Consider the following 18,707-nt stretch of genomic DNA (forward strand, 5'->3'; position numbering starts at 1 on the left):
TGCTGGAGGCTTGCAAACAGGTCTTCTTCAACGACACCCATGGTGGAACAAAGCCTGCTGTGCTCACCAGCGTGGTGGTGACCCTAGACAAGCTCGACAAGATTGTCTCCGGTGACGGTGACGACATCGTGCTGGAGTTAACTAATGGTGGGCGTATGACCGGGGCTGAGTTTTTGAACTACAAGTTTGCGGAAATCGGCTACGTCACCCTAATCCACCCCACCATCGGGCCGGTATGGCTACACCGCTTGCAACGCTTCGCTGGGTTTGAGCAACGCCTGATGGCTAGTGCGGAGCACCCTACGTGTGCTCGGGAAGGTTGTAATAAGCCGGCTGATTTTGCCCAGGTGCATCACTTGGTGCCGTGGAAGGCCGGTGGGGAAACTAACCCGCCGAATTTGACGATGTTGTGTGCTTATCACAACGGCATTAATGATGATGACCCAGATAAACCCACCGGGGCTGGCTACGTCTTCCGCCTGCGCGGTGAAGTGAGCTACATCCCGCCCTGGGCAGAACCGATCACCACCCAAGCCGCTTATCAGCAAGCCCAAAACAACCTGCCCCGACCAGGCTAACCCCCAACGCCACACCGCCCACGCGGACGCCCCACCAGGCATCCGCGACATCGGCGATCCACTACAACAAATTAAAAGCCAGTGCCGCCAAGAATCTTGGTCACCAGGTTCAGGCGGGTCGTGGCGCCGAAGATGGTGATGAGGCGCGACACATGCTTCTTCACTGCGGACTCGGAATAGCCGGTGGCGGCGGCGATCTCTGAATTGGAGTTGCCGGCGAGAAGCAGCTTGAGAACGGCAACTTCCGCCTCATGGAGGTCGTGGCCCTCAATGGCGGCAGCGACGGGATCGCGTGGGGTGGCGGGCTCGCCGATGTAGTCGACCAAACGGTGCATGGCGGCCGGGGCGATGACGGTGCCGCCCTCCACAGCCGAGCGAACAGCCTCGATGATGGAGCGGGGGCGTTGGTTCTTCAAGATGTAGCCCGCGCCGCCCGCACGCAGGATCTTGAGCATTGTGTCATCCGAGTCGAAAGCGGTGACCGCTAAAAATGTTGGCGGATTCGGCGCGGAATTAAGGTGCTTCAGAAGGGTAATGCCATCCATCTGAGGCATGTGAATATCAGCCAGCACGAGGTCCGGCTTGGTTTCCTCAATCTGGGCCAAGCAATCCGCACCATTGGTGGCCTCACCGACTACTGAGATGTCGTCGGTGGTCTGGAAGTAGACGCGGAAAGTCGAGCGGACGAGCTCGTCATCGTCGACGAGGAACACCCGAATGCTCATGGGAGATACGTAGTCAGAAGGAACAGGGGGTGTCCTCTTAGCCCCCGCACCACCAGCGCTCCGGGCTGGTGGAGCAACGGAAGTGGTCGGCGAATTCGGCGCCATACGACCTGTAGAAGGTGAATCCAGTGGACTCGGAAGCGGTGGAGTTTTCGGTAGTTGCGGTGGGTTCAGATGCACCGGCTACCGGTGCGGAGAAAAGGGCCAGCGCTGCGGTGGCCGCGGCGAGGGAAGTGCGCATGTTTTACCTTTAATATTCGAAGATCGGTGATTACCGGGCCACTTTACTATATTTTTCTCAGGCAGGCAGCAGGAAGCGATAGGCGTGTGACCCACTGATCAGCTTCTTTTCCGCTGCCGAATGTGCCATGAACCCTCCGCACTCGGCGGGCGATCTCACCCAAACCTAAGCTGGTCGTCATGAATTGACGCGATTGCTGTGCGGCGATCGAAGACGTGATGTGCACATCAATATTCTTAGAAGTGCTGTAGGCTTCGATGCTCACGCGTGACTCGGGTTGGGCATATTTGAGGATATTCACGGCAAGTTCAGAGAATACGAGGGAGAGCTTCTGCGGTAGAGCAAGCTGACCCGTCTTTCCCAGATTGATGTCCGGCTCGCACACAAAGCCATGGCTCGATAGGAAACTCACCATGGTGTCGAGATCTTCTTCCAGCGACTTCACTCCCTGCGTTACGCTTTCATTCTTCATTACTCGCAGAAGATCGCGGACTTCGCCCATGGCCCGGCGAGCGTCATCGGCGATTGCTTCCGCGGAGTCGGCCGCGGAAGGATCCGTTTGGGTCAACGCCAAGGTTTCCGAGCGCATGACCACAGAGGTCAAGGTCGCAGCCACGGAATCGTGAAGAGCAGTCATGAGAGCCTCGCGTTGCTCAGCGGCGCGCTGCTCGGAGGCAAGACGCTGGTCCCGGGTTCTGCGCAGTGCGGCGCCAATGCCGATGGCCACCGCATATAAGAGAAGCGGAAGCGAAAGGTTAAATGGATCGAAGTCCGGTAGATAGTTGTTCGACGGATCTGTCGTGATGAAGTACGTGTACACCACCGCCAGGGGAACTGCCCACAACCAGCGCTTTTGAAAAGCCACAATGCCTACGATGACGGGGCTCCACGCCAGGAATAGAAACGACCGCCAGTCGGGGCACCACATGGCGAACGCAAAAAGCGCACCGTACCCGCAAGCCGCCACGAAGGGACGTCGGATAGCCAGCGGCGTCAAGCTGACGCCGAGGCCCGCAAGTAGGAGTGCGCCGGGAGTAAGGAAGTTTTTGTCCACCGTGACGGTGAGCATCACCAAAATGATGCACCCGACCCCGGCGACGCTATAGAACCTCGAGGAGTTCATCGCTTCCGTGTTTTAAGCGTGTAAAACTAACGCCAACCCATCGTCATGAGCAGGCCAATGATGGCTAGACCGAAGCCGATGCCGTAGTTCCACGGGCCAAGCTCGTGCATGAACGGGATGGACTCACCGGCGAGATAGTTCACCACGAGCCACAGCAGGCCAATGAGCATGAGGCCGAGCATGATGGCGATGTACCACTTCGGGGTGCCCTCAGAGTTGATCTTGACCGGGGTGCGGTTAGTAGCAGAGCTGGAGGACTGGGGGAGCGCGGAGCCCTCCGTCGTGATCTTGGACTTTGGCATTTCTACACCTTTGAATAGGGGGTTTAATCTGTGGGATACCTTAGCAGCTACTGCGGCAGCAGCGCGGCTGGGTCGAATTCCCAGAAGCGAACCTGGATGACGGCATCCTTCCGGATGACATCGCCGCGGCTGGCGGAAGCCCAGCCGATCTTGTCGGTGTCGATTGGGTTCGACGTAGCAATAGGTTCACCGACGTCCAGCGATCCCGTCCAGCCCTTAGCACGCAGCGCCGACTCTGCCTCACTCTGCGTGGAGTGCAACAAATCCGGTGCCTGAATCATCATGCCGTTCGACACCTCGATGGTGACTGGGGCGCCCTTAGGCAGTTTCTGGTCTTTTTCAGCGATTTTGATGACCTGATTTTCCGGCAGCTCGGAATCCACCGTCGACACCGAGACATCGAAGTCCATCGAGCTCAGCATTTCCACGGCCCTATCGCGATCCATACCGGAGACATCGGGAACGCTGACCTCGCGCTGGCCCTTCGACACCGTGATGTGAACCTTGGAGCCCTTCGAGAGCTGCGCGCCGCCCGCCGGGTTCTGGGACACGATCTGTCCGCGTGGAGCCTCGTCATGGACCTGCTCAACGTCGGTGTTGAGTTCGAGGTTGGCGTCATCAAGCGCCTGCGTGGCCTCCTCCACGGTCATACCGGTGAGGTCGGGAACCTCAGTGATCTCCTTGCCAGAGGACACGGTCACCGTGACCGAGGAATTCTTCTGCAGCTCAGAACCTTCAGCCGGGTTCACGCGGATGACCTTGCCGCGAGCAATATCAGGGCTCGGCTCCTCATTGACCGTCACGAGCAGACCGAGCTTCTCCAGCTCCTCCACGACCTCGTTACGCGGGCGATTCGCCACCTTGGGCACCACGACCATGTTCGCGCGCTGCGCAGCCTCTTCCTGAGCCTGCTCGCGCTCACGGGCCTCCTGCTGGGAACCTTGCCAGAAATCCCAGGCAAAGTAGCCAATGATGGCGATGAGAGACGCGGCCAACAGGGCAGCGAGCCATTTCAGGCCGCCACCGCCTTCATCCTCTTCGCTAGGCCTTGTCGACGCCACCGGGGCGCGGTGCTGCGCTGAGACCGGAGCCACCATCGTGGTGGGGTGATCCTCCTCATTCACGTGCGAGCGCGCCGCCTCCGGAATCTGACCCTGCGCCAAACGGTCGAGGTCATCGCCCATCTCCCACGCGGACTGGTAGCGATCCGCCGGGTGTTTGGCCATGGCGGTGAGCACCACGGCATCGACACCGAGGCGCTGCTGCTCCGTCAGTGACTCCGTGATGAGCTCCGACGGCGGGGTTGGGTCCTCCTGCACGTGCTGGTAGGCCACGGCGAACGGGGTCTCGCCTTCAAACGGGGTGCGGCCCGTGACCGTTTCGTACATGACGCAGCCGAGGGCGTAGACGTCGGAGCGGGCGTCGGCAGGCTTGCCCCGAGCTTGCTCCGGCGAGAGGTACTGCGCGGTGCCAATCACCGCAGAGGTTTGCGTCATCGCGGACGTCGAGTCATCGAGCGCCCGAGCAATGCCGAAGTCCATGACCTTCACCTGGCCGGTGTTGGTGAGCATGATGTTTGCCGGCTTGATGTCGCGGTGAATAATGCCCGCCTCATGGGAGGACTGCAGGGCGTCCGCGACGGGCTTGAGCACGCGGGCGGCTTCCGCCACCGGCATGGGGCCATCCTCGCGGACGATGTCACGTAAGGTGCGGCCCTGAACGTATTCCATCACGATGTAGGGCACCGACATGCCGTCGACGTCCTTCTCACCTGTATCGAAGACGGCCACGATGTTCGGGTGGTTGAGCTTGCCCGAGTTCTGGGCCTCGCGGCGGAAGCGCTCGCGGAAGTTGACGTCGCGCGCCATGTCGGGGCGCAGCATCTTCACGGCGACGGTGCGCCCCAAGACGGTGTCGTCGGCTTTGTAGACCTCAGACATGCCGCCGGTGCCGATGGACTGGCGGAGGTTGTACCGATCACTGAGCATGGTGGGTTATTGGTCTCCCTGTAGTGCGGATTCTTCGGTGGGGTTGTCCTGTGAGTCTAGTTCGGGTGTGTCCGTTGGGGTGTCATTGACCTGCGGTTGTGTCTCTTCGGGCGTGGCAACCTCGGGTGTGGGTTGGTGTGTCGTGATCTCTGGGGTCGGGGTGGAGATCACGGAGTGCGTCTCGGTGACGGTCACGGGTGCCGGGGGTTCTTCCTCCTCCGTGGTCACCTCGATGGTTTCTGGAGTTGTGGAGGTGGGTTCTTCCGGCGTTACGGTTTCCGTCACGATGATTTCCGTCGGCTGCTCCGTGGGGGTTGGGACTGGGTCGGCGGAGTTGTCGTTCCAGAATTTATAACCGGCGAGCCCGATTGCCACGAGGGCGGCGATGGCCACGGCGATGAGCAGTCCGGTGCCGAATCCGCCCTTTTTGGCTGGGGGTTCGGCGGCTGGGCGCACCGTGGTCGGGTTGGCCATGTTGGCCAGCATTTCCGTCGAGGCGGAGGGCGAGGGTTCGGCGGCCGGGGGCGCGAGCGCGGCGGACTTCGGCTGCGGCGGGCGCTGGCCTTGGCGTACGGCCGAGATGGCGTTGGTGAATTCATTGCCGTCGGCAAAGCGGGTGCCCGGGTCCTTGCGCAGGGCAAGGCCGATCAGTTCCCGGGTGGGCGCGCTTATCGACGTCGACAAGGGCTCCGGCGCCTGACTAATATGCGCCAACGCCACCGATACCGAGGAATCGCCGCTAAAGGGGCGACTGCCGGCGAGCATCTCATAGCCCACAACGCCGAGCGAGTAGACGTCGGAAGCCGGGCCCACGTCGAGGCCTTGGGCCTGCTCGGGGGAGACGTACTGGGCGGTGCCCACGACCATGCCGGTGCGGGTGAGCGGGACGGCTGCGGCTGCCTTGGCGATGCCAAAGTCGGTGATCTTGACCTGCCCGTTTTGGGTAATCATGAGGTTGCCGGGCTTGATGTCGCGGTGCACGAGCCCCATGTTGTGGATGACGGACAGGCCGTGGGAGGCCTGCTCCATGACGTCAAGCGCAAGCGTTTCCGGCAGCGCGCCTTCGCGGGCCAGCAGATCGGCGAGGGATTCGCCGCGGATGTATTCCAAGGCCATGAAGCAGAAAGCGCGGCCGTTGTCCTCGAGCTCGCGGTAGTCATAGGTGGCGACGACGTTGTCCGACGTGATGGATTCTGCTGCTTGGGCCTCGTTGCGGAAGCGCGAGAGGAATTCGGAGTTGTCGGAGAATTCCGGGCGCAGGACCTTGATGGCCACTTCGCGGTCATGGCGGACGTCATCAGCCAGCCACACGGTGGACATGCCGCCGTGGCCGACGATCCACTGCAGCCGGTAATCGTTGCCGATGAGTGCTTGCAGGTGTTCTTTGTTCTCAGCGCTATTCACTACTGCTCACCTCCGTATGCGCGCAGGATGGCGCGGCCGATGGGCGCGGAGACTTGGCTGCCGTAGGCATTCTGGCCTAGGTGCCCGCCGTCCTTGACCACGACGCCCACCGCGATATCCTTGTCCGGGTCGAAAGCCACGTACCACGCGTGCGGGGCAAGGCCCTCGCCGTGCTCGGCGGTACCGGTCTTCGAGGCAAAACCGTTCCCGTCATAGCCATAGGTGCTGTGCTCGGAGGCAAACATGAGGTCCTTGATGGTGTTGGCCGTCTCTTCACTGACAGCTTCGGCTGCCTGACGTGGTTGAGTCGTGCGAAGCTCATTCATCTGGGCATCGGTGATGCGGTTAATGAGGTAGGGCTCCATGCGCTTGCCCTGGTTAGCGATGGTCCCGGCCATGATGGCCGCCTGCAGGGCGGACATGGTCACGTCGCGCTGGCCGATCGCGGATTGGGCGACTTGGGCGCCGTCGCCAAGATCGCCCAGCGCACCAGCGGAAGTCTCCACACCGAGCGAGTACTTCTCACCCACGCCGAAGCCCTCCGCATATTTACGCAGCTCATCGGCGCCGATGCTCTCCGACATCTGCGCAAAAGCCGTGTTGCAGGACAGCGCGAAGGCCGTATGTAGGGTGACGCTCTCCGCGCCGCCGCAGGCTCGGTTGCCGTCGTTGGTCAGCTCCGTGACCGTATCCGGCAGCGTGATGGACGCCGCGCCGGTCAGCGTAGAGTCCGGGTTAAAGCCGTTGTTGAGGCCAGCGGCCGTGGTGATGATCTTAAAAATGGACCCGGGGGGCAGGGTGTCTTGCGTGGCATGGTTGATGAGCGGATTGCCCTCTTGATTCTGCAGCTGATCCCACGTTTCGGCCGCGTTGTCCCCGACGAGGTCGGAGACGTTGAAGCTGGGCGTGGAGGCCATGGCCAATATCTTGCCCGTTGAGGGCTGGATGGCTACGGCCGCGCCTTTGTAGCCTGGGCCGGCCAGCTGGTCGTAGGTTGCCTGCTGCAGCGCTGGGTCGATGGTGACCTCCACGTTGGCACCCTTCTGCGGCTTGCCGGAGAGCATATCGAGCCAGTTGTGTGCCAACAGCGAGTCGTCCTTGCCGTTGAGGATGTCATTCTGCGAGGCCTCCAGCTGGGAGGCGCCGAAGCGCTCCGAGAGGTAACCGGTGACATCGGCAAAGGCTGGGGAATCAGTGGGGTAGGAGCGCGAGTAGTTGCCGTTCTCATCCGCGGTGGACTGCGCCAGCACGGTATCGCCCGCGAAGATTTGGCCGCGCGGCGTCGTGCGCATCTCAAGGTAACCGCGGACATTCTTGGGATTATGTGCGTACTTATCCTCCGACAATGCCTGCACCACCGTGAGGTTCACAAGGAGTACGGCGGTGAGGAGGATTGCAAAGAGGGAGACGAGGCGGATCGATTTATTCATCGGGTGGCCTCCTGGATGGCGGGGAACATGGACGTGTCACTCGGTGCGTTGGAGGTCAACTCGCGCGCCGGGCGACGTGCCGCATTGGAAATGCGCAGCAGCAGCGCCAAGAGCATGTAGTTGGCCATGAGCGAGGAGCCGCCGGCAGACATGAACGGTGTGGTGAGGCCCGTCATGGGCAGGAGGGCGGAAATGCCGCCGGTGACGACGAAGACCTGGACGGCCAGCGTCAGCGCGAGCCCGGAGGCCACCAGCTTGCCATAGGTATCACGGCAGGTCAGCGCGGTGCGGAAACCGCGGGAGACGAGCATGGCAAAGAGGATGAGCACCGCGGCGAGGCCGACCAAGCCGAATTCCTCGCCGATGCCTGCCAGGATAAAGTCCGAGTGCGCCACCGGCACCATGTCCGGGTGGCCCTGGCCCAGGCCGGTGCCGGTAATGCCGCCGGAGGACATGCCGAAGAGCGCTTGGGAAAGCTGAAAGCCGGTGGTGTCATAGTTGCCCAGCGGGTCAAGGAAGTTGGAGAAGCGCTGCTGGATTTTCTCCGAAACCTGGTAGATACCGAAGCCACCAATGCCCACGAGGATGACGCCGATGAGCAGCCAGCTCACGCGGTTGGTGGCCATAAACAGCATGCCGAGCACGGTACTGAAGAGCAGCAGAGCCGGGCCGAAGTCATTAGAGATGCCCATGATGACGATGGCGATGCCCCAGATGATGAGAATGGGGGCGAGGTCGCGCAAACGCGGCAAGGACAGGCCCAAGAATTTATAGCCGGCCACCGTAAACAGGGAGCGCTTCTGGGTGAGCAGCATGGCGAAGAACAAAATCAGCAAGATTTTGGAGAACTCGCCCGGCTGAATAGAGAAGGGCCCGAGCCACAGCCAGATGCGGGCCTCTACGCCCGGCGGCTGCGGCCACACCAGTGGCAGCGCCAGCAAGATGAGGCCGAGCGCGCCGAGAATATAGGAATACCGGGTCAACGATCGGTGATCCCGCAACAGGACGAGCACCAGCGCAAAGAGGATAAGGCCTACCACGGTCCACAGCACTTGGCGCACGGCGAGCCCACCACCGCTGGCCAGATCGAGGCGCTGCAACATAATGAGCCCAATGCCGTTAAGGATCGCGACGATGGGCAGCATGATCTGGTCCGCATAGGGCGCCAAGAAACACAGCACGAGGTGTGCCACGGCAAAGACACCGATGAAACCACCGATGAGGTAGAGGACATCAAGGGTCAGCACGTTGCCCTGGGAGAGCTCCAAGCTCACCAAGGTGATGGCAAAGACCAGCGTGGCGAGGACGAGTAGGCCGAACTCCGTTCCACGAGAAAAGAGCTTGCTCACCTACTTCACCTCCCGGCACTTGCCCTGTGCGGGCGTGGCGGCGTCCTTCTTGGTGTCCGTGGCCGAGCCTTTATCTGTGCTCTTTTTTGTGCCCACTTCCGCTTCCTTTGACGTCGCCTTCGCGCAGGGCTTCAACGCCTTTTCCGACAGCCGCGACAGCTGCGTCTGCACCTCGTCATAGGACCCCGCAGGCAGATTGCCCACCGCGGCGCGCTCTGACTCCGGCAAATCCGCGAGCTTGAACGGGGCATAGTCGCCCCCGCAGTCATCGCGGCCCAGCTTGAGCGCATTCTTCTCACTCAGGCACGCATGCTGATACGTGTGGTGCAGCGGACGGCCAAAAATCTCAAAATCCGCGCCCTGCTGGATGGTGAGGACCTCCTCCTCATCCGTGGTCACGTAATAGTTGTTGGCCAGGTGATTTTTCATCCACAACCCGCCGCTGATCACGATGACCAGCACCACAGCGAGGGAGGCGATGACCTTCCAGCCCACCCGGCTGCGTCGCGGCGGCCGCTGCGGTTCTTCCTCGGAATCCTCTCGGGGCGTGACCTCAGCGGCCTTCGCTTTTGGGGGCGAGACCAGCTTTGCTGCGCGGCTCGCGGAGGAATCCGGGTGCGTCGGCTCCGGGACTACGCCTTGGATGGCGCCGACGGTGATGGGGGAGGCGTCGTCAAGCACGGCGTCCACGACCTCCGCCACCACGATGGTGACGTTGTCCGGACCGCCCGAGCGCAGCGCGAGATCGCGCAGCATGATGGAGGCTTCCTCCACCGAGCCCTGTCCCAGCGCCCGCTCAATGGTTGATGCCGTCACCGGGTCCGACAGACCATCTGAGCACAGCAGAATGCGGTCACCCGGCTGGGCATCCAGCGTAAAGAGCGTCGGCTCCACCGGCCGACCCGTGTAGGCCTTAAGGATCAGGGACTTCTGCGGGTGGGAGGAGACATCCTCCGGGTCGAGCTTGCCCTCATCAACGAGGGACTGCACGTACGTGTCATCCTTCGTGATCTGGGATAGCTTGCCCTCGCGCAAACGGTAGCCGCGGGAATCACCGACGTGGCACACGCCGAACGTGGAACCGTTGAAGAGCATGGCCGTGAGGGTGGTGCCCATTCCTTCGGTCTCCGGATGCTCATCCACGTGCGCACGGATGGCAGCATTGGCATCCTCGGCGGCCGCGCCAAGCAGGGCCAGCATGTCATTGTCGCCTGGATCGCGCTCGAGAGAAGCCATGTGCTCCACCATGGTGGTGGAGGCCACCTCACCAGCGGCGTGACCGCCCATGCCGTCCGCCAGCACCAACAAATGTGGGCCCGCGTGGGCGGAATCCTCATTGTTGCCACGGACCAAGCCGCGGTCCGTTACTGCAGTAAATTTCAGGCTTAAAGTCATGCCATCAACCTCACGGTCGTTCGACCAAGTTTGATATCCGAGCCCACGCCGACGCGTTCCGGCTGGTCAATACGGGCGCCACCGACGAAGGTGCCGTTGCGGGACTCCAGATCCTCCACAAACCACTCGCTGCCCCGACGGAACAGGCGAGCGTGGTGACCGGAAGAAAAATCATCACCAGTGACAAAGTCACAGTCTTGTGCGCGGCCCATCGTACAGTCTTCGAGGGTGCCGAGTTCCATATGGGAACCGCGCAGGGGCCCATCCACGATGGCGATTTCACGCGGCGCTTCGCGGCGCCTCTGTGACCCCTTCACCGGGGCCGATGCCTGGTACACACCGGCCGCCTTGTTGGCGTCCCGGCGCATGGCGTTGAGTGCGACCAGAATAAACAGCCACAGCAACACCAGCAGGCCGATGCGCAGCGACAGCAGCACAACCGAGTCCATGGAAGGTCCTTACTCTAGGGGGAACTGGGGTTTAATAATTCTGGTTCTCAAGGCCGGTAATGCGGACCTCGATGTGGGAGTGGCCGAGGGTGATCACGTCGCCGTCGGCAAGCAGCCAGTTCTCGATCGGGGTGTCGTTGACCGTGGTGCCGTTCGTGGACTGCAGATCCACCAGCACTGCATCCTGGCCATTCCACGTGATTTCCGCATGCTGGCGGGAGACACCCGTATCTGGTAGGCGCAGGTCAGCGTCGTTGCTGCGGCCGAGGATGTTGGAGCCTTCGCGCACGTGGTAGACGCGGGAGGAACCGTCCTGCAGCATGAGCGTCACCGCCGGGCCCTGCGGGGTGGGCGCAGGCTCGTTGGGGTTCGGCACCATGAAAGCGGTGGTCTTTGCCTCGTCGGCGTTGTGCGGCTGGGTCATAGAGTCCTCCTGACCATGGTCGTGGTGGAAAATCGCGTCGAATCCCGTTTCCTCGGTGGGCTCGTGGTCCAAAAAGGAAGACACGCGCAATTGGCCCGTGCGCAGTCCCGACTCCTCCGCAATTCGCACGATGACCGGCCCAGCTAAGGACCAGCCACTGTTGCGAATAAAGCGGGTGAGTTGGTCAGACAAATCCGAAGGAATATCCCGGTCTTGGGAGAGGTTCTCAATGTCTTTGGAGGACACACCGACGGTCATGACGTTGGGGCTGTACAGCTTGCCGTCATCACCGCGGGACAGGTTGTCCTGCGCCTCTTGCTTGAGGAGTTCCTCAATCTCTGCGGGGACGACCTTGCCGCCAAAGACAAAGGCCATGCCGTTGTCCAATCCGCGCTGCAGGGAGGAATCCAGCTTGGCGAGTTTCTCGAGCAATGCCATGGGGAAGTGCCGTCCTCCTTTCAGGATGTTCCAGGGAAATATCTCACCGCGACGGTGGGATACAGCGATATAGCAGCGATCAGTATAGGTGGCTTTCCTCTATTTAACGTAGACGCGCGGCCCAAAGTTCCCTGTGTATTCAGGAAAAAGTTCGGCTTTGCCAGCGGATTTGTCGATTCAACGGGGCTGCGTGCTAAAGTTAGCTGGTCGCCAAGACATCTAAACCCTGCCCGGGTGGCGGAATTGGCAGACGCGCTGGCTTCAGGTGCCAGTGTCCTTATAGGACGTGCGGGTTCAAGTCCCGCCCCGGGCACGCTGTGAAGTCTCGAGACATCGTTCCGGTCGGTGTCTCGAGATTTTTCGTTTTCAAGTGCCCCAGGCTCCCGAAAATCGGGCATCCGCAACGTCGCGAGTACTCCGAGGGTCAGGCGACTGTGCGGGCCAAGATTGTGCCCCGTTTGCGGGCTTTCAACACAATAACCGGGACCTGGTTCCGGCCTCAGTTGCCGTTAGTTGTTAGCGACCCACACCTAGAACTGCTCCTGAAGGCGCTAGAAGCACCAGTGCTGGGCCTCGCACGGGCGTACTCTCAGAGTCCCCCCGCTTCGGTGCGGAAAGCTACAGAGGATCGATGTCTCGAGACATCGCTTTTCGTCGTGTCTGGGCAGTTTTAGCTTCAGGGTTTTCAACCGGATCGATGTGGTGAGACATTGGTGCTGGTTGGACCGGAACGATCTCATGAGACATGCGGAACGATGTCTCCGAACCAGACACCGCCCCGGGCACGCTGAGCAGTTAAACAAACTGTGACACCGGAGGTAACAAACTCGAAAGGGTATGTGAGCTCCGGTTTCTTTCTTTTTCTGAACTTTAGCGGTCGAGGATTGTAAGTGTGGGGATTTACATCCTAGCTCCCGCTCTCGGCGGTCGACACGTCTTTCGAATTTTGTTTTCGATGGTGTCAGCAAAGCATTTTGCTCGTAGTTCTGATTTGGCAGCCTTGTTTAGACTCTTCGTCTTGATGTGTAAGCAGTCGATCCCAGGCTTGATGTTTGCTTAGGTTTGGTTGCCAAACGTCGAGAAGGCAATAGTTTTATTGCATGATCTCGATCTCGTAGTTCGTTTTGGGTCTACACGGCATCGGGAAACACTATTGCAGCAGCACGACTCGCCAATTCTCGTGCTCTCACAGAGCACGCGCTGTACTGGCTTCCGGCTAGTGGTGCGGATGAGGCAAAGTACCTCACCGCTATCCTTAACGCACCGGTGACGATCGAGCTGGTAGCGGCATACCAGTCCCGTGGCCTGTTCGGGGGTCGGCACATTGATAAAAACGTATGGCGCTTGCCGATCCCGAAGTTCGACTCGGCCGATCCGCTGCATACGCAGCTAGTTGATCTCGCAGCCAAAGCTGAGGAAGTTGCAGCCGGGGTGGAGGCGGGAAACTATGGTTTTCAGAAACACCGCCAGCTCGTGCGTAACGCGCTCGCCGAGGCCGGGATCACCGAGCCAATAAATACGGCCGTGAAAACTCTTCTAGGCGAGGACGACTAGAAAAAGGGGTGTGGTTGCCTGCAGAACTGCCATGCCCACACCCCGCCTTATGGTGGTTGCAGAAGAAAAAGGGAGCCCCTCTACTACCGCTGTGATATCTCGCTTACTCCGGCTGACGGGGCACTGGTTTACCGGCTCCAAACGCTCCCCCTCTGCCTAGGGTGTACCTTGGTATCTTTTTCCGATTCTATAGCCGAGCTGTCGAGTCGACCCTAAAATGAGTTTGTGCGCAAAACTGGAAGTTTGGAAAGGTGCGGAAATTGCACCTCTCTGCACACTGAGATTTCGAATGACGGGGAACTCACAACGTCAGTCTCAAACTGGGTCAGACTGGTAGCCGACTAGTTGAAAATCTTACTATTTTTACAAGCGGCAGAATCCAAGGTGTTCACAATTCGTTGAGAGATTAAGACTCAATACTTAATACAGAAGGAAGAGGAACATGAAACGTAAGAATCTTGTAGCTATCGCTAGTGTAGTTACTTTCAGGCGGAGTCGGGATAGTTGGTGTCACTTGGATTTACTTCTCTTTGCATAACACTGCGATTGTTCCTGATGGAGGCGATCAAATTGGACTAAATGCAAGTTTGATTTGCACCATTTTGGTCGTTGCGAAAATCTTGCAGCGTTCAGCAGGCCGAAGATTTAGCGTAGGTCATTATATGGCCTACTATTCATTCCTTCTCTTGAAAATTCAGGTTTCATTCCTATACATAAATGCATCAGTAGCAAAAATTAGGGTGGACAACTGGATGAATGGTACTGAAGTGTTCTATGACTTGGTATCCCCATTCTTCGGGCTTACAGGCCTTCGAGAGAGTGTGATTTCCCCGCTCTTGGAGCTTCCGTTTCTGGTTTTCATGGTCACGTGGGGGACGATTGCATTTGAACTGTTTATTGGAATCTCGGTGTTTGCGTCTTCAAAATGGAAAGCCGTTGCAATTGTCATGGTGCTCATCCTGCACGGAGGAATTGCAATTTTAATGGGGATAACGTCGTTCTCTCTAGTTATCACTACCGTTGCTTTATACGCTTTACTTCCATTTAGGGAAGTAGGAAAGGATATTTCTGATGTCTATACCTGGTTCGCACTATCACTCAAGAGTGTTCGGCTTTAATATACCAAGGTACGTGATTCTTATTGTCTTGTTGGTTATTTGCGCGTATTTTTTCTGGAATAATGATGTTGTCGGAGCTGTAATTCTGGCTTTATTAATCCTTGCGCTCTTTACATTTAATATCTCAATTGATGCAAGTCCGAACCGCATTAAGATTTCTGCATTATGGATTCCACTAAGGACATTCGACACCGACGAGATTAAGAGTATTGAAGTGCTAACTAGTTCTCCTCTGTCTGAGCGTGCCACATTAGGCATTCATTTTATCGAGGGTTCGTTGTCCTACCATTCGGGACCGGCGACAATTCGAATCACAACCTATACAGGGAAAAGTATCCGTGTTACTGCTGCACAACCAGCATCACTCCTCGAGCTTATGAATCAAGGTTCCGCTCGCATACCGTAGATTCTTGACTACAGGTAGTGACGGTTGTGACCACACAGGAATGGGCGGTAAGGATAGAGCAATCCAAGTAGGCTCAGGGCAGGATGGCCTAATCTACTCGGTCTGAAACACGGGGCTAAAGGCTTCGCCGCGAAGGCCGCGTATTATCAAAGTGTACCTGGTGCTTCAACTGTTACAGGTGTGGCGAATTTGTCCGCTGAACAGTAAGTTTATTAAACGGGACTACTTAACTTTTATGTTCATAGGGTCCGAACGCGCAAAATAGGATGGGTTAGGCTCGTGATAATCGCAAGGCTGCGATCGATTGGGAAATGGATTGTCCAAAAGCAACTGGCTGAAGTGGTTTTCGGTCTTTTCGTTATCGTCGCTTCGCTGTTTATTTTTCCGGGAGCCGATCTGGGAAACCTAGGCCTTCAAATGGTGGGATTTCTGGTCTTGGTTGTTATAAGACTGTATCCAGGTTTCTCGGTAGTTCTTCCACTTTTTGCTTCGGGGCTTTGGTATACGGGTATGGCTGACCACACATTGCTTTCTGGTGTTCTCGCCTATATTGCCATCGAATTTGCAGTCGCACGTGGATGCATCATTATCGCAGTGATACTTGCAGTTGAATGGCTGGTGTTCGGGTATGTTGTTAGTCGCGACTTTAATCCACAGGTGGAGGATTTGCCGGGTGTTCTCTTTGAGCTTCTCTGTTTTGGAGGCGCATTTATTATTGGCCAATCGAGAGCAAGTATAGACCGAAAACAAAAACATCAAGTGACCCAACAGAAGCAGCTTCAGCATGAGTTACGCATAAATATCGCGCGGTATCTTCATGATAGTTTGGCTCGTACATTGACCATGATTTCAATGCACTCAGAATTAGCCCGGATGGATACTAACAGCCATGAGGCTGAAAAGCATTTAAATGATATTGCTGAAGCTGGTCGTTCCGCAATTGAAGACCTTCGTCAGCTCGTAGAGCATTTGATCAACATGCAGCCATCTGAATCGGGAGTAGGCCTTGGGGCATGGAACACTTCAAGTGTAGGTACTTCTATTTCTGAATCAGCGAAACTTCTTCGAGACGCCGGATATCGGCTTGCATACACCGGGATTTCCACAGATATGCGTTTCCCTCGAACAGTAGAAACTGCGTTTGCCCTGGCCCTCAACGAAGTGATAGCAAACCTTGTCAAACATGCTCCTCCTAATGCAGAAGTGGAAATTTCCGCAATCGCGGCGGAGAAGAGTCTGATAGTCGTCGTCGCTAATTCTTGCAGCCGAAGTGAAAACTCCAGGCTCTCTGTAGGGGCGGGTGTTGGTGTGGATAGCATACTCAGCAGAATGGCTTCAATTGGTGGTGATGCCAGATTTGTCAGTGACACAGACTACTGGCAGGTTATTTTATCAATTCCAATTACGAATGAAAAGGAGTTTATTCCATGATTTTACTTGCAGAATTTATCGACTTGATTGCGACGCAATGGATAATTTGTGAAAATATTCCGAGCCTTCCTGGATGCCGATAGACTATGGAAGCTCAACTTGAGAGTATTAGACTCTTAATCGTGGACGACGAATCTTTTTTCCGAAGGACTCTTGAAGCGTACTTTCAGAGTGCGGAAGATATAACCGTCTTAGGCTCATGCGATAGTGGGTATGGAGCACTTGAGGTTCTAGACAAAAATGTTGTCGACGTGGTCTTAAGTGATGTACGAATGCCTAGACTCGGTGGTATAGGCCTTGCTCAAAAGATCTGGGAAGAGAAGATTCCTTGCCGGTTGGTTGCTTTAACTGCGTTCGATGATGAACATGCAATGCTGGAGATGCTTAATTTCGGAGCCTTTGGCTTTGTGCTGAAGAGCGCCAAGCCAGGAGAGATTATTGATGCAGTGCGTTCTGCTGCGCACGGTGGGACGACTATCTCACCAGAATCAGCGACCGCTCTACGTAAATACCTTGCAAGTTTTCCTGCAGCTGATGTAGAAAAACTTCCAGCGCGGGAACGCCAAGTGCTAGCGCTATTGCACACGGGGAAGAACAATGCAGCGATTGCAAATGAACTAGAAATTGCAGAAACTACTGTGAAAAAGACTGTTGCCCGACTATTACAGAGATACAACGTAGGTAGCAGGTTGGAACTAGTTGTGGCCACCGGAAAGTTTGGCAGGCTAACTGCGAATCGAACGCAAGATGGAATGCGGTAGAGCCGATGGCTAGGGCTATAATCGTCGGTGCGGGTCCGAATGGTCTTACCGCTGCAGTGTGAAGTCTCGAGACATCGTTCCGGTCGGTGTCTCGAGATTTTTAGTTTTTAGTTGCCCCGTTGGGGGTTGAGTTCGCCACCCGATGTATCGCAGCTGGGGCCCATAGTCCAGTCAGTTTTAGGGATTCGTTGTACGGGACAGCCGGTGCCTAATTCTTTCCTGGCTTTAGCTCCCGCTTAGGGCACTTGGAATCCTCCAACTGAAATGTATTCCTTGGGGTGTTGGAGGATTTCCTAGTTGTTGGATCCCGATTTAAGAATTAATCGACTGGGCTGACGCGGATAAGGTTTCCATCAGGGTCGGCAACTACGAAGGTGCGGCCGAAGACGTCATCGTAGGGTGGCTGCACAATTTGGACCCCTTTAGATTTCCATAGACGGTATGTCTCATCAATGCGGGTTGCCGGTCCATCCAACATCAAACCTATTTCGCTCGTTCGCGGTGCTTGTTTCTCCATGTGGGTGTTATGGCCGGTCCATACAGCAAACAGGACATCCTGTGAAATTTCGAATGCTACATATCGAGGACTGATGAACGATGGCTGCATGTCGAATAAATCGCTGTAGAAGGCAGTCGAGGTCTCGGCATTAGAGACATAAGTCAGGAAAAGATTGGGGGTTGGCATTGCCATTCTCCTCTCGGTGAGTGGTGTTGTTTACGTGGCCAAAGCGCATTGGACTAAACAAACCTGACAAAGAGTGTCATAATCCGAAAAAGAATCTGGTTCCAGCGATAATTGCGGCATGAGATCGGTGCGACTGTTGTCTATGCTCTTGCTGTTGCAAACACGAGGCCGCGCTACGTCTGCCGAGTTGGCGTCACATTTCGAAGTTTCGCAGCGCACAATACTGCGTGACGTTGATGCGCTCTCAGCCGCAGGGATACCTGTTTATACGGAGCAAGGTATTCATGGTGGGATTGTGCTCGATAGGCGGTCTCGGTTGAATGCTTCTCGTTTGGAGCCGACTGAGATTCAGCTGCTGAGGATTCTGGGTGTGGGGGCAGATTCACTCGCACACTTGGGTTTTGCCCAGGACATCGCCTTGTTGCAGAAGAAAATGAACGCAGTCTCATTCTCGAAAGCGTCCGATACTCATAATTTGGACAAGAAGGTTCTACTTGATTCCAGTGGCTGGTTTAGCAATGAAACCCATAGCGACTTAGAAGGTCTGCTCGAGGCTGTACGGAATGAAGCTCGAATTGAGGTGTTGTACCGCCGAAGTGGGGACAAGAAGCGGCAACGTGCTGTGGCTGATCCTTATGGGCTTGTGCACAAGGGTAGAAATTGGTACTTGGTCGTCGATATCGATGGGGAACCAAAGATGCTGGCTGTTTCGCGCTTGGAAACCTTTCGCGTTTTAGGTCAAGCTGCTGAGCTTCGTCCGGGGCAAAGCTTGGCAAGGGTGTGGGCGCAGCTTGTTGTGCGTTTGGAAGAAAACATGCCTGTTCGAATCACCGCACTTCTTCGAGCGAATAGGCTTGATATGGCATGTCGTATTTTGGGTGTTGCGACCGGCTATTTGGTAGCAGT

19 protein-coding genes and 1 tRNA gene are annotated in these 18,707 nt (G+C 57.1%); 8 read left to right on the forward strand and 12 right to left on the reverse strand.

Features of this window, described 5'->3' with window-relative positions; translation table 11 throughout:
* On the forward strand, positions 1 to 578 hold a 578-nt coding region (locus HMPREF3149_RS09540), incomplete at its 5' end, for an HNH endonuclease signature motif containing protein (protein WP_141741499.1).
* A gap of 71 nt (positions 579 to 649) precedes the next feature.
* Here the strand turns inward: HMPREF3149_RS09540 and HMPREF3149_RS09545 are convergent.
* From HMPREF3149_RS09545 to HMPREF3149_RS09595, 11 genes are all read right to left on the reverse strand, one after another.
* Positions 650 to 1,303, reverse strand: a complete 654-nt coding sequence (locus HMPREF3149_RS09545; RefSeq protein WP_070537734.1) for a response regulator — start codon at positions 1,301 to 1,303, stop codon at positions 650 to 652.
* A gap of 37 nt (positions 1,304 to 1,340) precedes the next feature.
* Positions 1,341 to 1,544 (reverse strand): hypothetical protein, encoded by a 204-nt coding sequence (locus HMPREF3149_RS09550; RefSeq protein ID WP_070537735.1) that lies wholly within the window; start codon positions 1,542 to 1,544, stop codon positions 1,341 to 1,343.
* Between the two features lie 46 nt (positions 1,545 to 1,590).
* Complete coding sequence (locus HMPREF3149_RS09555; RefSeq protein ID WP_246819983.1) at positions 1,591 to 2,613, reverse strand: sensor histidine kinase; 1,023 nt, start codon at positions 2,611 to 2,613, stop codon at positions 1,591 to 1,593.
* 80 nt (positions 2,614 to 2,693) lie between these two features.
* Positions 2,694 to 2,969 carry a cell division protein CrgA gene (gene crgA, locus HMPREF3149_RS09560; protein WP_042528647.1) on the reverse strand — a complete coding sequence of 92 codons (276 nt, stop codon included), beginning with the start codon at positions 2,967 to 2,969 and terminating at the stop codon, positions 2,694 to 2,696.
* Between the two features lie 47 nt (positions 2,970 to 3,016).
* Entirely contained in the window at positions 3,017 to 4,957 is a 1,941-nt protein-coding gene (gene pknB / locus HMPREF3149_RS09565; RefSeq protein ID WP_070537739.1) for a Stk1 family PASTA domain-containing Ser/Thr kinase, read from the reverse strand.
* 6 nt (positions 4,958 to 4,963) lie between these two features.
* Complete coding sequence (locus HMPREF3149_RS09570; protein ID WP_070537740.1) at positions 4,964 to 6,361, reverse strand: serine/threonine-protein kinase; 1,398 nt, start codon at positions 6,359 to 6,361, stop codon at positions 4,964 to 4,966.
* Positions 6,361 to 7,791 (reverse strand): penicillin-binding transpeptidase domain-containing protein, encoded by a 1,431-nt coding sequence (locus HMPREF3149_RS09575; protein ID WP_070537742.1) that lies wholly within the window; start codon positions 7,789 to 7,791, stop codon positions 6,361 to 6,363. Before HMPREF3149_RS09575 ends, HMPREF3149_RS09570 begins: the two co-directional genes overlap by 1 nt.
* On the reverse strand, positions 7,788 to 9,140 hold the full coding sequence (locus tag HMPREF3149_RS09580; RefSeq protein ID WP_070537744.1) for an FtsW/RodA/SpoVE family cell cycle protein: 1,353 nt from the start codon (positions 9,138 to 9,140) through the stop codon (positions 7,788 to 7,790). Before HMPREF3149_RS09580 ends, HMPREF3149_RS09575 begins: the two co-directional genes overlap by 4 nt.
* Positions 9,141 to 10,535 (reverse strand): PP2C family protein-serine/threonine phosphatase, encoded by a 1,395-nt coding sequence (locus HMPREF3149_RS09585; RefSeq protein ID WP_070537746.1) that lies wholly within the window; start codon positions 10,533 to 10,535, stop codon positions 9,141 to 9,143.
* Positions 10,532 to 10,984: an FHA domain-containing protein FhaB/FipA gene (locus tag HMPREF3149_RS09590; protein WP_042528660.1), complete on the reverse strand. Its 453-nt coding sequence runs from the start codon at positions 10,982 to 10,984 to the stop codon at positions 10,532 to 10,534. The genes HMPREF3149_RS09585 and HMPREF3149_RS09590 overlap by 4 nt, the downstream gene beginning before the upstream one ends.
* A gap of 31 nt (positions 10,985 to 11,015) precedes the next feature.
* On the reverse strand, positions 11,016 to 11,846 hold the full coding sequence (locus tag HMPREF3149_RS09595) for a DUF3662 and FHA domain-containing protein (RefSeq protein ID WP_042528662.1): 831 nt from the start codon (positions 11,844 to 11,846) through the stop codon (positions 11,016 to 11,018).
* 228 nt (positions 11,847 to 12,074) lie between these two features.
* On the opposite strand from HMPREF3149_RS09595, the gene HMPREF3149_RS09600 reads away from it, so the two are divergent.
* From HMPREF3149_RS09600 to HMPREF3149_RS09620, 6 genes are all read left to right on the forward strand, one after another.
* A tRNA-Leu gene (locus HMPREF3149_RS09600) sits at positions 12,075 to 12,159 on the forward strand.
* 953 nt (positions 12,160 to 13,112) lie between these two features.
* Entirely contained in the window at positions 13,113 to 13,400 is a 288-nt protein-coding gene (locus HMPREF3149_RS09605) for a hypothetical protein (RefSeq protein ID WP_070537748.1), read from the forward strand.
* A 662-nt stretch (positions 13,401 to 14,062) separates the two neighbouring features.
* Positions 14,063 to 14,518, forward strand: a complete 456-nt coding sequence (locus HMPREF3149_RS09610) for an HTTM domain-containing protein (RefSeq protein WP_070537750.1) — start codon at positions 14,063 to 14,065, stop codon at positions 14,516 to 14,518.
* 13 nt (positions 14,519 to 14,531) lie between these two features.
* Positions 14,532 to 14,924, forward strand: a complete 393-nt coding sequence (locus HMPREF3149_RS13415) for a hypothetical protein (protein WP_141741500.1) — start codon at positions 14,532 to 14,534, stop codon at positions 14,922 to 14,924.
* Between the two features lie 279 nt (positions 14,925 to 15,203).
* On the forward strand, positions 15,204 to 16,355 hold the full coding sequence (locus HMPREF3149_RS09615; RefSeq protein WP_070537752.1) for a sensor histidine kinase: 1,152 nt from the start codon (positions 15,204 to 15,206) through the stop codon (positions 16,353 to 16,355).
* Between the two features lie 122 nt (positions 16,356 to 16,477).
* Positions 16,478 to 17,116 (forward strand): response regulator transcription factor, encoded by a 639-nt coding sequence (locus HMPREF3149_RS09620; protein WP_246819984.1) that lies wholly within the window; start codon positions 16,478 to 16,480, stop codon positions 17,114 to 17,116.
* A gap of 319 nt (positions 17,117 to 17,435) precedes the next feature.
* On the opposite strand, the gene HMPREF3149_RS09625 is transcribed toward HMPREF3149_RS09620, so the two are convergent.
* The gene (locus HMPREF3149_RS09625) at positions 17,436 to 17,801 is read right to left on the reverse strand and encodes a VOC family protein (RefSeq protein ID WP_070537756.1); all 366 of its coding nucleotides are present in this window, start codon (positions 17,799 to 17,801) and stop codon (positions 17,436 to 17,438) included.
* Between the two features lie 142 nt (positions 17,802 to 17,943).
* On the opposite strand from HMPREF3149_RS09625, the gene HMPREF3149_RS09630 reads away from it, so the two are divergent.
* The coding region (locus tag HMPREF3149_RS09630; RefSeq protein WP_168162200.1) for a helix-turn-helix transcriptional regulator at positions 17,944 to 18,707 on the forward strand (764 nt) is incomplete at its 3' end.

Origin of the sequence: Corynebacterium sp. HMSC05E07 (genome assembly GCF_001807225.1) — a bacterium.
Taxonomy (GTDB): domain Bacteria; phylum Actinomycetota; class Actinomycetes; order Mycobacteriales; family Mycobacteriaceae; genus Corynebacterium; species Corynebacterium singulare.

What these genes read in the sequence shown, in the direction of transcription:
- HMPREF3149_RS09545 (WP_070537734.1), bottom strand. Translation starts at nt 1,303, where the DNA reads ATGAGCATTCGGGTGTTCCTCGTCGACGATGACGAGCTCGTCCGCTCG.
- HMPREF3149_RS09550 (WP_070537735.1), bottom strand. Translation starts at nt 1,544, where the DNA reads ATGCGCACTTCCCTCGCCGCGGCCACCGCAGCGCTGGCCCTTTTCTCC.
- HMPREF3149_RS09555 (WP_246819983.1), bottom strand. Translation starts at nt 2,613, where the DNA reads ATGCTCACCGTCACGGTGGACAAAAACTTCCTTACTCCCGGCGCACTC.
- crgA (WP_042528647.1), bottom strand. Translation starts at nt 2,969, where the DNA reads ATGCCAAAGTCCAAGATCACGACGGAGGGCTCCGCGCTCCCCCAGTCC.
- pknB (WP_070537739.1), bottom strand. Translation starts at nt 4,957, where the DNA reads ATGCTCAGTGATCGGTACAACCTCCGCCAGTCCATCGGCACCGGCGGC.
- HMPREF3149_RS09575 (WP_070537742.1), bottom strand. Translation starts at nt 7,791, where the DNA reads ATGAATAAATCGATCCGCCTCGTCTCCCTCTTTGCAATCCTCCTCACC.
- HMPREF3149_RS09585 (WP_070537746.1), bottom strand. Translation starts at nt 10,535, where the DNA reads ATGACTTTAAGCCTGAAATTTACTGCAGTAACGGACCGCGGCTTGGTC.
- HMPREF3149_RS09590 (WP_042528660.1), bottom strand. Translation starts at nt 10,984, where the DNA reads ATGGACTCGGTTGTGCTGCTGTCGCTGCGCATCGGCCTGCTGGTGTTG.
- HMPREF3149_RS09595 (WP_042528662.1), bottom strand. Translation starts at nt 11,846, where the DNA reads ATGGCATTGCTCGAGAAACTCGCCAAGCTGGATTCCTCCCTGCAGCGC.
- HMPREF3149_RS09610 (WP_070537750.1), top strand. Translation starts at nt 14,063, where the DNA reads ATGGCCTACTATTCATTCCTTCTCTTGAAAATTCAGGTTTCATTCCTA.
- HMPREF3149_RS09625 (WP_070537756.1), bottom strand. Translation starts at nt 17,801, where the DNA reads ATGCCAACCCCCAATCTTTTCCTGACTTATGTCTCTAATGCCGAGACC.